At 37.5% G+C, this 16,725-nt stretch carries 13 protein-coding genes; 8 read left to right on the forward strand and 5 right to left on the reverse strand.

The features are described from left to right. Positions 1 to 17: 17 nt before the first annotated feature. From V0410_RS14085 to V0410_RS14100, 4 genes are all read right to left on the reverse strand, one after another. Positions 18 to 803, reverse strand: coding sequence for a (Fe-S)-binding protein (locus tag V0410_RS14085; RefSeq protein ID WP_076595410.1), 786 nt, complete (start codon positions 801 to 803; stop codon positions 18 to 20). A gap of 79 nt (positions 804 to 882) precedes the next feature. Beyond that, entirely contained in the window at positions 883 to 2,220 is a 1,338-nt protein-coding gene (locus V0410_RS14090; protein ID WP_110009918.1) for a (Fe-S)-binding protein, read from the reverse strand. Between the two features lie 8 nt (positions 2,221 to 2,228). Next, positions 2,229 to 3,179, reverse strand: a complete 951-nt coding sequence (locus tag V0410_RS14095) for an MlaD family protein (protein WP_062676024.1) — start codon at positions 3,177 to 3,179, stop codon at positions 2,229 to 2,231. A 128-nt stretch (positions 3,180 to 3,307) separates the two neighbouring features. Further along, positions 3,308 to 5,461, reverse strand: a complete 2,154-nt coding sequence (locus V0410_RS14100; RefSeq protein ID WP_330744321.1) for a SurA N-terminal domain-containing protein — start codon at positions 5,459 to 5,461, stop codon at positions 3,308 to 3,310. Between the two features lie 260 nt (positions 5,462 to 5,721). Here V0410_RS14100 and lon point away from each other — a divergent pair, with 260 nt between their 5' ends. The 3 genes from lon to V0410_RS14115 all read left to right on the forward strand — a co-directional run bounded on the left by lon (position 5,722) and on the right by V0410_RS14115 (position 10,122). Next, a complete protein-coding gene (gene lon / locus V0410_RS14105; RefSeq protein ID WP_330744323.1) occupies positions 5,722 to 8,127 on the forward strand; it encodes an endopeptidase La in 2,406 nt (801 codons plus the stop codon). Positions 8,128 to 8,334: 207 nt separating this feature from the next. Then, positions 8,335 to 9,447, forward strand: coding sequence for an AI-2E family transporter (locus tag V0410_RS14110; RefSeq protein ID WP_330744325.1), 1,113 nt, complete (start codon positions 8,335 to 8,337; stop codon positions 9,445 to 9,447). Between the two features lie 297 nt (positions 9,448 to 9,744). Next, complete coding sequence (locus V0410_RS14115; RefSeq protein ID WP_330744327.1) at positions 9,745 to 10,122, forward strand: DoxX family protein; 378 nt, start codon at positions 9,745 to 9,747, stop codon at positions 10,120 to 10,122. Between the two features lie 100 nt (positions 10,123 to 10,222). On the opposite strand, the gene V0410_RS14120 is transcribed toward V0410_RS14115, so the two are convergent. Beyond that, positions 10,223 to 11,581, reverse strand: a complete 1,359-nt coding sequence (locus V0410_RS14120; protein ID WP_330744329.1) for an acyl-CoA dehydrogenase family protein — start codon at positions 11,579 to 11,581, stop codon at positions 10,223 to 10,225. Positions 11,582 to 11,789: 208 nt separating this feature from the next. On the opposite strand from V0410_RS14120, the gene V0410_RS14125 reads away from it, so the two are divergent. The 5 genes from V0410_RS14125 (at position 11,790) to pgi (ending at position 16,707) form a co-directional block, all read left to right on the forward strand. After that, positions 11,790 to 12,701, forward strand: a complete 912-nt coding sequence (locus V0410_RS14125; RefSeq protein ID WP_330744331.1) for a DUF4349 domain-containing protein — start codon at positions 11,790 to 11,792, stop codon at positions 12,699 to 12,701. Positions 12,702 to 12,855: 154 nt separating this feature from the next. After that, positions 12,856 to 13,731, forward strand: coding sequence for a TraB/GumN family protein (locus tag V0410_RS14130; protein WP_330744333.1), 876 nt, complete (start codon positions 12,856 to 12,858; stop codon positions 13,729 to 13,731). Positions 13,732 to 13,755: 24 nt separating this feature from the next. Next, complete coding sequence (locus V0410_RS14135; RefSeq protein WP_202840023.1) at positions 13,756 to 14,265, forward strand: RNA polymerase sigma factor; 510 nt, start codon at positions 13,756 to 13,758, stop codon at positions 14,263 to 14,265. Further along, a complete protein-coding gene (locus V0410_RS14140; RefSeq protein ID WP_202840025.1) occupies positions 14,255 to 14,860 on the forward strand; it encodes a hypothetical protein in 606 nt (201 codons plus the stop codon). Before V0410_RS14135 ends, V0410_RS14140 begins: the two co-directional genes overlap by 11 nt. Before the next feature lie 206 nt (positions 14,861 to 15,066). Then, positions 15,067 to 16,707, forward strand: coding sequence for a glucose-6-phosphate isomerase (gene pgi, locus V0410_RS14145; RefSeq protein WP_202840027.1), 1,641 nt, complete (start codon positions 15,067 to 15,069; stop codon positions 16,705 to 16,707). The last annotated feature ends 18 nt before the right edge of the window (positions 16,708 to 16,725 follow it).

The raw sequence follows: 16,725 nt of genomic DNA on the forward strand, positions 1-16,725 counted from the left end.
CCTGTATAAGATTACAATTATAAGTCTTCTGCTTCAGCAAGAAGTTCTACGATATCTTTTACGGCTACCTCAGTATTTTTATTAAAATGTTTTACTCCATCCGTCATCATGGTGTTACAGAAAGGACATCCCGTTGCAATTACCTTAGGTTCAAAAGATAATGCTTCTTCCGTTCTTTCAATATTGATGTCTTTATTTCCTTTTTCAGGTTCTTTAAACATCTGTGCACCACCTGCTCCACAGCAAAGCCCGTTGGTCTTGCAGCGTTTCATTTCTACAAGCTCAGCGTCCAGTTTCTCAAGTAGCATTCTTGGCGCTTCATATTCGTCATTGGCACGTCCTAAATAACATGGATCATGGAAAGTAATTTTTTTCCCTCTGAATGCACCTCCTTCAATTTTCAGTCTTCCTTCCTCCATTAAAGTTTTAAGGAACTGAGTATGGTGAACTACTTCAAAGTGCCCTCCCAGGCTAGGATATTCATTCTTCAGGGTATTGAAACAGTGTGGGCAAGCCGTTACGATTTTCTTTACTTCGTAAGCATTCAACACTTCAATATTGGTAAGCGCCATCATCTGGAAAACGAATTCGTTTCCGGCTCTTTTTGCAGGATCTCCGGTACAACTTTCTTCCTGACCGAGAACAGCAAATTCAACGCCTATTTTGTTTAATATCTTACAGAATGCTTTTGTAATTTTTTTGGCACGGTCATCAAAACTTCCCGCACATCCAACCCAAAATAAAACTTCAGGGGCTTTTCCTTCGGCAGCATATTCTGCCATTGTTTTTATAGTGAAATCCATTCTAAATCAAATTTATCAATATACCAATGTAACAGTTTACCAATGATTGTTACATCGTTACATTATTTACATTGTTACATTAATTTTCGTTTGCCCAGTTCAGACGGTCTGCCTGATTGTACTGCCACGGAGCAGCGTTATTTTCCACGTTCGTCATCATCAGGTTCAGTTCCTGTGGAGCAGCAGACTGTTCCATCACCAGGAATCTTCTCATTTCAAAAATAATGGAAAGCGGGTCAAGCAATACCGGACAGGCTTCTGTACATGCATTACAAGTAGTACAGGCCCAAAGTTCTTCTTTTGTAATATAATCGTTCAACAACTTTTTACCGTCATCTACGAATTTTCCGTTTTTATCGATGTTTCGTCCTACTTCTTCCAATCGGTCTCTGGTCTTCATCAGGATCAATCTCGGAGACAGTTTTTTACCGGTAATATTGGCAGGGCAAACAGAAGTACAACGTCCACATTCTGTACAGGAATAAGCATTCAGCAATTGTACCTGGTTCAGATCAAAAATATCTTCTGCCCCAAATTTGGAAGGGACGTCGGCTTCAGCTCCTTCAGCTGGTGCTGCGTAAGGATCTGCATTAGGATCCATCATTAGTTTGATCTCCTTTGTTACAGATTCAAGATTGTTGAATTTCCCTTTTTTCTCAAGATTGGCATACCATGTACTTGGAAACGCAAGAATGATATGTAAATGCTTTGAATAATAAAGATAATTCATGAAGAAAAGAATCCCTACAAAGTGGAACCACCAGGCTGCTTTCTCTGTGAACATCAAAAATCCGTTATCAAAATTGAAGACTTCCAAAAACGGAACTAATGTCATTTCACTGATCGGGAAACTTCCATGTACTGGTAAAACTCCTCTTGACTGCAAAATAAAATCTGAGGCATTCATTTTAAAGAAAGCCATCATCAGGGCAAATTCGATGATAAGAATCCAGTTGGCATCTTCTTTTGGCCATCCGAAAAGCTCCTTCATTGTTAATCTTTTAACCCCGTAAAAGTTTCTTCTGATGAAAAATATAACTACACCTATTACAACCAGAAGTGCAAGCACTTCTAATGTAGCTGTAAAGAAGCTGTAGAATCCGTGTCCCAGGACCGAAGCCAGAAAACGGTGAGTACCAAACAGTCCATCAACAATTATTTCAATGAGTTCTATATTAATGATAATAAAACCAACATAGACAAAAATGTGTAAAATTCCTGCGATAGGACGTTTTACCATCTTACTCTGTCCCATAGCCACATTAGCCATGATACTCCAGCGTTCAGATTTTCTGTCACTTCTATTGATTTCACGACCCAGCCTGATATTTCTGTAGATCTTCTGCAGGCTTTTGGCAAACAACCCGAACCCGGCTACTAATAAAATCAGGAAAATAATGTTATCGATGTACTGCATAAGGCGTATTAGTCTTTGTTATTTTTACCGAAAACCGAGAAATTGATATATCTCTTCGGATTCGCTTTCATATCTTCGATTAATGTATTCAGATTGGAAGAAGCTGAATTCAGGTTGTTGTACAGTTGATCGTCCTTCATCAGTTTACCTAAACTTCCTTCTCCTTTATCAATCCCTCCAATCACCTGATTCAATTTTCCTACTGTAGCATCTAAACTTGCAATAGTAGCATTCAACTGTTTAGTGTCGATACTTTCTGCAAGATGTCCGTATTTATCTAGTGTTACTTTTCCGCTCTGCATAGTAAGACTTGCATCATCCAGCACTTTTTGCAGTTTTGGATCATTGTGCCCTACAAGCGTATTTACACTTCCTGCTGTGGATTGTAATGCTCCTACTGTTTTGTTAAGGTTGGCTAATAAAGCTTTTATTTCAGCTCTGTTCTGAGCATCAAAAACCTGATTGGCATTCGCCATTAAAGAGTCTACTCTATGTAAAACCACCTGTAGCTGATCTTTTACCGGACCTACCTGTGAAGAAAGACTTCCCAGCGTTCCCAGCTTGAAAGCACCTTTTAAAGTGTCACCGTCTTTTGCAGTCGGCCCACCATACATAAGGTTTACTCTCATTTCTTTACCAGACATTAATCCCGGCTCAAAGATCTCCAATGATGAGTTTTTTGAAAATTCGAATTTATTGTCGACGGTAACTTTTACGACAAAATTAATTTTTCCATCTTTTGAGGTGATAGGAATAATCTTATCTACCTGTCCTACTTTCAGACCATTAATAGACACTGCCGCAGACTGCGCCAGACCTTCTACATTGTCATATTTTGCGTAAAATATATTGTCGGTAGTAAAAAGGCTTTTCCCTTTCATAAACTGAAACAACACCACAAAGCCTACGATAGCTAGAAGTGCAATCACACCAGCTTTTAATTCTTTACTGAACTTCACTTGCTAATTTTTTTCTAATAAGCAAATATAATACATTTTAAATAAATCTTTTCCCTTATTATTCTGCCATAAATACAAAAAAAGCGACAAAAAAATTTGTCGCTTTTTATATCATTGAAATGAATTTCTTATTGTTGCTGATTTCCCAGCTTGTTCCAGATCTCGATTCTGTAATCTTCGATATCTGCATTGTCCTGAAGGCTCTTCATCCAGGCCTGTCCGAACATTCCAGCATTTCTCTGCGTAAGAGATTCTGTAAACTGCTTAAGATCTCCAGGCTGTTTGTTTACAGTTTCTGATTTTTTGATCAGAACATAAACTCCTGTTCCACCTTCAACCGGGTTAGAAAGTTTACCTTTTGCAACACCGAATGCTGCACCGGCAACTTTAGGTTCCATAGCACCAGCTACTGAAGGATTCAATAGGTTCACCTGAGCAGATTGTTTCGGAGTGGCAAACAATTTAGCAATCTGATCTAAGCTGGAAGCTTTTGCTGCTGCAATTTTATCAGAGATTTGTTTGGCTGCCAATTTATTTTTAACGATAACTTCAATCTGATCTCTTACAGATTCCGGATCTGCAAGACCAGCTTCCTGTTTTCCGTTCAGATACACTACAATTTTATCACCTGTTCCGTCTACTGTAAATAATTCAGTATCTCCTTTTTCTCTTTTCTTATCAAAAGCCCAGGTAAGGATATCAGCATCTTTTTCAGTACCTAAGCCCTGAAGCTGACCTTCAAATCTTTTTGCTGCCTTCGGATTAGAGAACTGGTAGTTTCCTTTTTTAGCAATGTTCACAAAATCGTTGAAAGATTTCCCCTGAACCTGCTGTATGAATTTTCTTGAGTTTTTGTCTGTTTCAGCCTCAGTAGCATCTGAAGGTTTGATTGCTTTCACAAGGTTAGCAACTTTATACCCCATTGATCCTGATTTTTTATCTTCAATATTGATGATATGGTAACCGAATTGTGTTTCTACTACCCCTGTAGCTCCTTTAGGATTGTTTGCAAGATAAGCAAGGAATTCAGGAACGAAAGGTGTTTCCGGTGTTGTCCATCCAAGGCTACCTCCCTGAGCTGCAGAATTCGGATCACTTGAAAGTTTAAGGAATTCTGTAAATTTAGCAGGAGTAGCTTTTACAATAGCTCCGATAGAGTCTGCCAATTTCTTAGCCTGCTCTTTTGTTCTTGTTACCCCTTCACCTGCAGGGCTTCCTTTGAATGCAATAAGGATATGTCTTGATAAAGTAGAATCTGAAGGTCTTTTACCTACCAATTTAGATACTACATATACATCTTGTTCTTTATAAGGACCAAAAGTCTGACCTACAGCTGCTGTTGTGATCTGATCTTTGATTGTTGGAGGCAATTGTGCAGGATTCAGATACTGAGGATTGAATGGTGCATCAGAATTTGCTGCTACAAACATAGAATCGTTTTTAGTATTCTGAAAGTTTTCAGTTCCTCCACTAGCATCCGTACCTCCTGAATATAATTTTGTAATTTCTTTCAGAGCTGCTGCATCATCTGCCGCACTAGGTTTAGATGGGAAAAATACAATACCGAGATTTCTGCTTGGCTCAGCTTTGAACATTACAGGGTGCTTTTTGATGTAATCAGCAAGATCCTGTGTTGTCACATTGATCTTTGTTTTTTGAAGATAAGCCGCATAATCTACTTTTACAAAGTCGATATCTGCAAGCTGATCTCTCTGCTTGATCAATTCTTCAGCTTCTTTCTTACCTGTAGTAATCCCTGCTGAAATATTGGTAAACACCTGTCTCGCCATTAGTCTGTACTCGATTGTCTTTCTTGTTTTCAACCATTGAGTATATCCCTGAGGATTGGTGTTTTGTAATGTTTCAATTTCTTTTTTAAGCTCTTGAGTTTTAAAGTTACCTTTCTCATCAAAGAACTGCTGATTCTGAGCAAACATCTGATCATACTGGATTTGATTCCAGAAATAATCATCAGTCATTTCAAAGCCCAGTTTCTCAAACTGTTGTTTGATAAGTTTAGATTGTACAAGTAACTGCCAAGCCTGCTCTTCAAGACCGTTTTTCGGACGACCTTGCTGTTCAGCCTGCTGCTGCAGCACGAAAAGCTGATCATTGAACTCTTCGCGGGTGATTTTCTCACCGTTTACTTTTCCTAAAACATCAGGATTCTTACCAAAAACCTTGTCGATACTATCGGGGTTCACCAGGAACGCCAAAAGCGCTAAGGCTATTACTCCCATTAAAAGCCAAGGCTTACTCCTAATCTGTCCTAAAATTGCCATTTTATAAATTATAGTTTTTTATCAGTTTGCGAAAATACACATTTTTAAGAAATTACAGAAACAGAACTGCTTTATTTTGATTTTTAATGCAAAGATTATCTGAAAAAGGAAATTTTGACCGTATTTTTAAGTAAAAAACAAATGGCATAAGTATTGTGCATTTTTAGAATATTATAATATACCACACGTTTTCAGAGTATATTATAAAAAATCCCTTTAACGATAAAAAACGAAAATGACAATTTGTCATTCGATTAACTATGACAGAATTTGAAGATATAAGTTTAGAAGAAATGATCAGTGACGGATTTGATATCGTAACTGAAGAAATCAATCTTTCCGACTTCGCAGAGACTGATAAAAATTCCGAACAGAAAATATTCCCTATACTTCCTGTAAGAAATATGGTAATGTTCCCCAATGTGGTAATTCCTATTACAGCAGGGAGAAAGACCTCTATACAGCTTCTTGAGGAGGCACAGAAAAACGGAGATTTTATTGGAATTGTAAGCCAGAAAAATTCGGATCTGGAACAACCATCCGAAAAAGATATATATACTACCGGAACACTGGCAAAGATTATTAAAATCATTAAGCTTCCCGAAGGCAATATTACAGCTATTACCAAAGGATTCCACAGATTTAAGATTAAAAAAATCGTTGATAATCAACCTTATTTTAAAGCTGAAATATCAAAATTAAAAGATACCCAGCCTAAAGACCGGGAAGAATATGAAGCATTGCTGGAAAATATCAAGGATCTTGCCTTAAAGATTATTGAACTGGATCCTAATATTCCTAATGCCGCCAACTTTGCGATTAAAAATATTAACAATAATGATGATCTTCTGAATTTCATCTGCACCAATGCTAATTTCTCTTCGATTGCAAAACAAAAGCTGCTTGAAGAGAAAAGTCTTATGACAAGAGCCAACCAGTGCTACGAGCTGATGCATGAGGATTTCAGGAAACTGGAACTGAGAAACCAGATTCATCAGAAAACTTCAAAAGATTTAGATAAGCAACAGAGAGAATATTTTCTGAATCAACAGATCAGAACCATCCAGGAGGAACTGGGCGGCGGACCTGAAAGTGATGTTGAAGATCTTATTGCCAAGGCTAAAACAAAAAAATGGAGCCAGGAAGTAGAAGACCACTTCCAAAAGGAAATCAGCAGACTTCAACGTCAGAATCCCAACTCTCCGGACTATAATGTTCAGAGAAACTATCTGGATTTCTTTACAGATCTTCCATGGGAAACCTATACAAAAGATATTTTTGATATTGCAAAAGCTGAAAAAGTACTTGACAAAGCGCACTTCGGACTGGAAGATATCAAGAAAAGAATCCTGGAGCACATGGCCGTTTTAAAATTAAAAAACAACATGAAATCTCCTATCCTGCTATTGGTAGGGCCTCCGGGTGTGGGTAAAACTTCTTTAGGAAAATCTATTGCTGATGCTTTAGGGAGAAAATATGTAAGATTGTCATTGGGAGGACTTCATGACGAGAGTGAAATCCGTGGACATAGAAAAACGTATATCGGTGCTATGGCGGGAAGAATTTTACAGTCTATCAAAAAATCAGGCACTTCAAATCCTGTAATTGTTCTTGATGAGATTGATAAAATCGGACAGGGTCTTCATGGAGACCCAAGCTCTGCACTCCTAGAAGTTCTTGATCCGGAGCAAAATAAATCTTTCTATGACAATTTCCTGGAGATGGGTTATGACCTTTCAAAAGTGATGTTCATTGCAACTGCCAACTCACTTTCAGCGATACAGACTCCTCTTTTAGACAGAACGGAGATCATTCAGATTGCCGGCTATACTTTGGAAGAAAAGATTGAGATTGCCAAAAGACATTTGATCAGGAAACAACAGGAGGAAAATGGTCTGGATGCAAAATCATTCAAACTTGGAAATGCAGAACTTAAACATATTATAGAAGCTCACACTTCAGAAAGCGGAGTGAGAACCCTGGAAAAAAGAATTGCAGCCATTGGAAGATGGGTAGCACTACAGACTGCTTTGTTAAAGGAATATGATCCAAAAATCTCAGTAGAAAAAGTAGATGAAATTCTTGGGGTTCCAAGACCGAAAAGTTTATCTGAGATCACTGGAGTTCCCGGTGTTGTAACAGGTCTTGCCTGGACAAGTGTAGGAGGCGACATCCTTTATATTGAAAGTATTCTAAGCAATGGCAAAGGAGCGTTAACGATGACCGGAAACCTGGGAACGGTAATGAAAGAATCTGCTACTATTGCCCTTGAATATATTAAAGCGAAGCATGATGAGCTGGGCATTCCTCAGGAAGATATTGAAAAGAAAAACATCCACGTACACGTTCCTGAAGGCGCAACGCCAAAAGACGGACCGTCTGCCGGTATTGCGATGCTAACTTCAATGGTTTCCTCATTTAAAAACAAGAAAGTAAAACCTCACCTTGCCATGACAGGAGAAATTACTTTAAGAGGGAAAGTATTACCTGTAGGAGGAATCAAAGAAAAGCTTCTTGCCGCAACAAGGGCTGGGGTAAAAGATGTTATTCTTTGTGAGGCCAACAGAAAAGATGTGGAGGAAATCAAAAAAGATTACCTGAAAAATCTGAGAGTACACTACGTCAACAGAATGGAAGAAGTCATCGACATCGCCATTGAAGAATAAAACAACTTATAACATATTAACTTCTCAATAAAGAAACACGTTCTGATATTCAGGGCGTGTTTCTGTTTTAGGTAAAAAAATCACAATCAACCTGACTGGGTGGAATAAAATTTGATACAATCCAAGAGAATCCAGAAGGTTTGAATAAAAAATTTTTCAATTTGGAAGGGTTTTCTTATTTTTATTCCACACCGCATATTTTAGATTATGAATTTTCTTAGACTTCCTTTCCTTGTCAAGCTTACCCTCGTGGTGGTTTCCATCATTGGACTTGGCTATCTTCTGGCATTGGGACAGAGCATTTTAGCTCCGTTTTTCCTGGCATTCCTCATGGCCATGCTGTTTTTACCGGCTGCCGGTTTTATGGAAAAAAAGTTGAGATTTCCGAGATCTATGTCTACCATGACTTCAGTATTTATTATGCTGATGATTTTAGGCGGTATTATTTATTTCTTTACCAATCAGCTGTCTGACTTCAGTAAGGACCTTCCACACCTTAAGGAACAGTTTACCACTGTTTTTAACAGCCTTCAGCATTGGGTTTCCAAAACATTTAATGTGAAAGTGGATGAACAGGTGGATTATATTAACCAGGGATTAACTAAACTACTGTCTTCTTCGGGAGTCATTTTAGGATTTACATTCGGAATTTTTTCAACAGGCTTCGGCTTCATTATATTTTTCACCCTGTTTTTTATCTTTATTTTAAATTACAGAAGACTTTTAAATAATTTTATCGTTACTGTTTTCAACGAAAGACATAAAGCGAGTGTACAGGAAGCTGTGAACGAGATCCGGATTATGACTAAGAAATACATCTTCGGACTCTTTCTTCAGGTGATTATCGTTTCAGTTTTAACGTCCACTCTTCTTACCATTCTGGGAGTGAAATATGCTATTCTTTTAGGAGTTTTGACCGGGCTATTAAACGTCATTCCCTATCTGGGAATCTTTATTTCTCTGTTAATTTCCTGCTTTATAGCATTCGCCACTTCAACTCCATCCACATGTATTTATGTTGCTTTGGGCTATATTGCCATTCACGCTGTAGATGGAAATATTGTCCTGCCGTTTGTAGTAGGCTCTAAAGTGAAGATCAACGCTTTATTTTCTTTTATTGGAATCCTTTTAGGAGAACATCTTTGGGGAATTGCGGGAATGTTCCTGTGTATTCCGGCAATTGCGATTATCAAAATCATCTGTGAAAGAGTGGATGATCTTAAACCCTGGGGAAGGCTGCTCGGAGAAGAACCTAAGCCCCATAAGAAGAAAAAAAGCTACAAAATTTCCAAGAATATTACTTTGAAGGAAATGGACTAAATAGGAATAATGAGTAATGGGCAATAAGTATTATATTAATTGACATACTCCTTGCTTTAAATAAAAAGACTGCCTTTTTAGAGACAGTCTTTTTTTATTGTATTATGGAAGAGGACACAACGGACTCGTTCCATTTGGGCAGGTTTCTGTACAGAGAATATAGGACGGATTATCCGGACAGTATCCATAAGTCGGGCCTTAGTATTTTCTTTTATTAAATATGGATTTCACATTTTATGTTAAATTAAATACAAAATATCCTATTTTTATTTTACATTTGATATAAAATCATCAATCATGAAAGTAATAAAATTCATCTTATGTCTGCTTTTCGGGCTTATGTTTATTAATGCCGGATTAAACAAGTTTTTCAATTATATGCCCATGGAGAAACCCACTCCTGAGCAAATGAAACTTTTCTCTGCTTTCGGAGAAATCAGCTGGCTGATGCCTTTAGTCGGGATTGTAGAAGTCATTGGCGGATTGCTATTTATTTTCCCAAAAACAAGAGCGCTGGGAGCTATTGTTATTTTACCTGTCATGGTAGGAATTGTTACCCATGTTTTCACATTGGACAAATCTCCAATGGGAATGGGCATTGCAGGAGTTATGCTTCTGATCAACCTATGGATGATTATTGACAACAAGGAAAAATATAAACACTTAGTTTCATAAGATTGCAGGTAATAGCTTGCAGGCTGCAGTACCAGTAAACTTCCGTTGAAGCCTATTCTTTCATTTCACCGTCTGTAACCTATTATCTGCTACCCGCTACCTATACAAAAGCACTAAAACCTGTAATCGATCGTCCTACGATGAGCGAGTTGATTTCTTTTGTTCCTTCGTAAGAATAGATTGCTTCTGCATCGGCAACAAATCTGGCCACATCATACTCGAGCAGAATTCCGTTCCCTCCCATTACTTCTCTTGCTCTGGAAACAATATCTCTTGTTCGGAGGGTACAGAAAACTTTGGCTAAAGAAGCATGTTCGTCTTTCAAAATTCCTTCATCCTGCATTTCAGACAGTCTGAAAACCATCGTCTGCATGGCGGTAAGATTAGACAACATTTCCACCAGATGTCCCTGAATCATTTGGAATGAGGCTATAGGTCTTCCAAACTGTTCTCTTTTTCGGGTATAATCCAAAGCACTTTCGTAAGCTCCGCGTGCACAGCCTGTAGCCATCCATGCTACTCCTGCCCTTGTCATTCTCAGTACTTTGCCGGTATCTTTAAAGGAATTGGCATTCTGCAAACGGTTTTCTTCAGTTACGAGACAGTCTTTTAAAGTTATCAATCCGTTCTGGACAATTCTCAACGCCATTTTTCCTTTGATCTTTTCTACGGAATATCCCGGATTATCTTTTTCAACAATAAAACCTTTCACTTCTCCGCTATCCAGATCTCTTGCCCAGATAATGATGATATCTGCAAAAGTAGCATTCCCGATCCATTTTTTCTGCCCATTCAGAATCCAGCCTTCCGGTGTTTTTTTACAGGTTACCGTAAGTCCGCCTGCTGCTCCGGATCCAACTTCAGGCTCAGTAAGCCCGAAAGCCCCTATTTTTTCAAATTTCTGCATCTGAGGAAGCCATTTTTGCTTCTGCTCTTCAGATCCGCAAATATAGATAGAGCCCATTGCCAGCCCCGATTGTACGCCGAAAAATGTGGCGATAGAAGCATCCACCCTTGCCATTTCCATGGCAATAACCCCTTCCATCAGAAAAGGCATTCCCGGACAGCCATAGCCTTCATAAGTAACACCGCAGATATCCAGTTTTTGGAATTTGGGAATCAGTTCAAAGGGAAATTCATCTCTTAGCCAGTAGTGATTGACCAGAGGTTTAACTTCTTTTTCCATGAATGCTCTTACTTTCAGCTGAATTTCACGCTGTTCGGGAGTAAGAGTATGGTAGATATCATAAAAATCTCCGTCAATGGGAGGAAGTTCTTTCTTTTTCTTTTCGGGATCGAGCATTTTCATAAGTCCTGAAAGCTGTTTATCATCCAGTTTTGAGAAATTATGCATCAGTTTTGGCAAATCCACTTTTTGAGAAATGGCGCTCAGCTGATCAAAATCTATAGATGTGAATAATCCTATTGCGTTTCTGATTTTGGAAAAAGTATTTGACATAGTGATAGATTGTAGTTTTGGTTTGTAAAAGATAAGCAAAAACTGCTCCGAAAGCAATGATTAAGACTCCAGGCTATTTTACAAAACACTAAATTTCAACTCATTATAAGTAAAAATTTTATTTACAAGCTTTTTACTTTTGATTTTCAAGTGTTACAAAAGATCCTGACTGAACTTTGACTCAAGCAAAACAACAAAAATCAACGTTATGAAAACTACTTACATTACATTATCTCTATCTGCTGCTCTTTTATTAGGAATTTATTCATGTAAAAAAGGAGAAGTTTCCTCTAAAGATCTTGAAGCCTATGCTACTACCGATTCAGCAGCTGCTGTGGTTTCGGACAGTATTTCATATGTTGCAGATATGAAAGTAAAAGACAAGCAGTTTATCAAGACTGCAGATGTGAATATGGAAGTAAAAGATGTGTATAATGCAACAATTGCTATTGAAAAATCTGTACAGGAGCTTGGTGGTTTTGTTACCAATAGTAATCTTCAAAGTAACGTTGTTTCTGAAAACACCTACAACACCTCCAATGAAGAGGCGATGCTGGTAAAAAAATACCAGACAGAGAACAGAATGCAGGTACGTATTCCTACGGAAAAACTGGGAGAGCTTTTAACGGCAATCAATACCAATAAATTATTTCTTAATTCAAGATCTATCAATGCAGAAGATGTAACAGCCAACATCAAGTATTCTGAACTGGAAGGGAAAAGAAATCAAAAAACTTCAGAAAACATCAGTAAGCTCAAAACCAATAAAGATAAAGTAACGCTGGATGACGAGAATATGTCTGAAGGAAATCTTCAAAAGCTTTCGAGCATGAACATGACGGATGATCTGAAATACAGCACGATTGACATTTACATCAAAGAGCCTCAGTTGCGTATTGCAGAAATTGCTGTTACCAACACCACAAGCATTGATAATAAGTACAAATACAATTTCATCTATGACGCAAAAGATGGATTTGTATATGGATTCTATCTGATCCAGAGGATTATTGTGGGGCTTATCAATGTATGGCCTCTTGTATTAATTGCTGCTGCAATCCTCTATTTTTTAAGAAAAAGAAAAATTTCAAAACCTGAGTATTCAAAAAATCAGGAATAAAAAACTATCCTAACCAATTGGTTATCATCATAATTTTAGATTTTACAGCCTCCTGTTTTCAGGAGGTTTTTATTTTTTTGAAAAAAACTGTAACGATTGTAATGCCTGCTTTACCTACTGTTTAAAAGAACAGAAAATCAAAAAAATTAATACAATGAAAAATTTAATAAAACTTGGATTTGCAGCATTATTGTCATTGAATTTCATAACATCCAATGCACAAGATAAAAGCAGCAACAAAGAAAACAGCCTGCTTTGGGAGGTTTCCGGAAACGGCCTTTCTAAGCCGTCTTATATTACCGGGACTTTTCATATCTTATGCAGTAAAGATTTTGAGATCAAACCTAAAGTGCTGAAAGCTCTTGAGAGTTCTGAAAACCTTGTTATGGAAATCAATTATACAGATCCAGCTGAAATGATGTCATTACAGAAAATGTTTAAAACAGATAAAAAAATATCGGATCAGCTTTCACCTGAAGAAGCTAAAGAGCTGAATACTGTTCTTGCCAATTATGGAACTGATCTGAAAAGTATTGATTCTTCAAGCCCGCAGGCGCTTTATGCATTGCTTTCCACCAAAGCCATTCCATGTCCTCAGACTGAAGTAAAACTTTACGAGATGGAACTTCTTCAGAAAGCAATGAAAGATAAAAAAAGCATCAAAGGGCTGGAAAAAGTGGAGGATCAGATGAAATCCATCAATGAAGCGTATAATCTGAAAAGCATTATTGCTCAACTGAAAATGGACAAGGAATATCAAATATTGTTCAGACAGATGATTGAAGCTTTTAAAAATGAAAATGTACAATCTTTATACAGTCTTTTTAAGGATGAAAGATTCATGAATGCTCAGCAGGAAAAGGCCATGCTGACCAACAGAAATCAGAACTGGGTAAAAGTAATGCCGGACATGATGAAAAAAGAAAGTTCTTTCTTTGCTGTCGGAGGATCTCATCTTATGGGTGAAAACGGAATTATTCCCCTTCTACAGGCAAAAGGCTACACGGTAAAACCTGTATCAAGCTTATAATTATAACCAAACCATGAAAGCATTGTGAGCAATCCAACTGAAACTGCTTTTTTAAAGCTTGTCAACCAGCACAAAGGTATCTTATACAAAGCCTCACGGATCTATGCAGATTCTGTAGAGGACCGGGAAGACCTTCAGCAGGAAATTCTTATCCAGCTTTGGAAGTCCTATCAGAACTTCAAAGGGAACAGTGAGTTTTCTACCTGGATGTACCGGGTTGCCATCAATACTGCAATTACCTATTTAAAAAAAGAAAAACAGAGATCCAATAACCATACGGATGCTCCACATCATTTTGAAGTTCAGCAGGAAGATTATAATCCCACCAAAGACAGGCAGCTGGAAATTTTCTACAGTGCCGTTCAGGAACTGAATCCTCTGGAAAAGGCCGTCATATTTTATTTTATGGAAGGGATGTCCCATAAAGAAATCGGAAACAATTTAGGTCTCAGTGAAGGTAATGCCCGTGTAAAACTCAACAGAACAAAAGAAAAAATACAGCAAATCATAAAAAAATCAGGTTATGAATTTTGATCAATTAAAAGAACAGTGGAATAAAGAAGACAGCGATGTCCATATTCCTGATACCATAAAGCAATTAAAGGAAAGCAAACACCCTATAGAAAAAATCCAGAAAAACATGAAAAGAGAATTCCCTATGCAGATTCTTGCGATCATTCTCATAGCTCTTTTTCCCCTTCAGTTTCAGTTTCCTTCTTCACAGTATATTATTTATTATGTGTCTTATACCGTGATGGTTGTCATATCATCCTACTACCTGTTAGGATTTTATAAATTCTACAAACAGACGGAACTTTATACAGGAAACACCAAAAACAGTCTTTGGAAAATATATCATGAACTTCGGCTGAATATGGAACGATATCAGTCTTTCGGATTTTTATTACTTCCTCATTTTCTGGTAACAGCGGGATTGGTGATTTACAATGCGATGGAAAAACAAGGAAAATCTCTAGCAGAACTTACAACTTCTCATCAGCAGGGATTAATTATCGCAGTGCTCATCGGAACTTTAGCTATCATAACAAGTATCGTTGTGTGGACAAAATATATCTACGGAAGAAGTGCCAAAGAACTTGAAAATATTCTGAACGAAATGGATGAATAACATTGAAAACTCTTATCACAAAACACATTTTACAAAACCTCAGGCCTGTTCTGAGGTTTTGTTTTTTAAAAAATCGTTATTTATCTTCTTCAAATTTATCTGAGGTTTTATTTTTCCGTAAATTTGCAGATCAGAAATAAATCATTATGGATGATTAACCATTTTCATCCGATACATGATCTTCTGAATGATAAAAATTCTGTAATATGCTATCAAAAATAAATCCAACACAAACCAACAGCTGGAAAGCACTTGACGAACACTTCGGTGGAAATGACTTTGATCTTAGAACTCTCTTCCAATATAACCCGAACCGTTTTAACGAGTTTTCCCTGCAAAAGGACAACTATCTTTTTGATTATTCTAAAAACCTGATTGATTCAAGAACCAAGGATCTTTTATTACAATTGGCAGAAGAAAGCCAGTTAAAAGATGCTATTTCCAGAATGTTCTCCGGAGATAAAATCAATGAAACTGAAGGAAGAGCTGTTCTTCACACCGCATTAAGAGATTTTTCAGACCGTGAAATTCTGGTGGATGGAGAAAATATCAAACCACAGATCAAAAGAGTTCTTGAGCATATGAAATCTTTTTCTGAGAAAATTATTTCAGGAGAACATAAAGGTTTTAGTGGAAAAGAGATCACAGATGTAGTCAACATTGGGATTGGAGGATCGGATTTGGGTCCTGTAATGGTTTGTTCGGCTTTAAAGCATTTTAAAACAAGATTAAACGCTCACTTTGTTTCCAACGTGGACGGAAATCATATCGCAGAAGTAGTAAAAGATTTAAATCCTGAAACTACTTTATTCATTATTGCTTCCAAGACTTTTACAACTCAGGAAACAATGACGAATGCCAATTCAGCTAAAGACTGGTTCCTGAAAGCGGGAAAACAGGAAGATGTCGCGAAGCATTTTGTGGCTTTATCTACTAATATTGAGGAAGTTAAAAAGTTCGGAATCGCAGAAGAAAATATTTTTGAGTTCTGGGACTGGGTAGGTGGAAGATATTCTCTTTGGAGTGCTATCGGATTAAGTATTGTACTTTCTGTAGGATATGAAAACTTCGAGCAGCTTTTAAGAGGTGCTTTTGATACGGACCAGCACTTCCAGACTGCCGAATTCTCTGAAAATGTTCCTGTTTTAATGGGACTTCTGGGAATCTGGTACCGTAATTTCTATGCAGCAACTACTTATGCCATCTTACCTTATTCTCAATATCTGGACAGATTTGCAGCGTATCTTCAGCAGGGAGATATGGAAAGTAACGGAAAGTGTGTAGACAGAAATGGTGAATTCGTAGAATATGAAACGGGGCCTATTATTTGGGGAGAACCTGGAACCAATGGACAACATGCATTCTACCAGTTAATCCATCAGGGAACAGAATTGATTCCGGCAGATTTTATTGCCTATGCAAAAAGCCCGAACCATGTTTCTGATCACCAGGACAAGCTATTAGCTAACTTTTTCGCTCAGACTGAGGCTCTTGCCTTCGGAAAACTGGAAGAAGAAGTGGAAGAAGAGCTTAGAAATTCGGGTAAATCTGATGAAGAAATAGACAGACTGATCAATTTCAAAGTCTTCCATGGAAACACTCCAACTAACTCTATATTATTCAAGGAATTAACTCCTTTTTCATTAGGCCAGTTGATCGCCCTTTACGAACACAAAATTTTCGTTCAGGGAGTAATCTGGAATATTTTCAGTTTTGACCAGTTTGGAGTGGAATTAGGAAAAGTATTAGCCAATAAAATCCTTCCTGAGCTTGAAAACAATGAAGCAATAAGCTCTCATGACAGCTCAACCAATGGATTGATCAATTACTATAAAGAAAATAAATAGTAAGTAAAAAGAAAGTAA

This window comes from Chryseobacterium sp. CP-77 (genome assembly GCF_036362765.1).
Classification (GTDB): Bacteria; Bacteroidota; Bacteroidia; order Flavobacteriales; family Weeksellaceae; genus Chryseobacterium; species Chryseobacterium cupriresistens.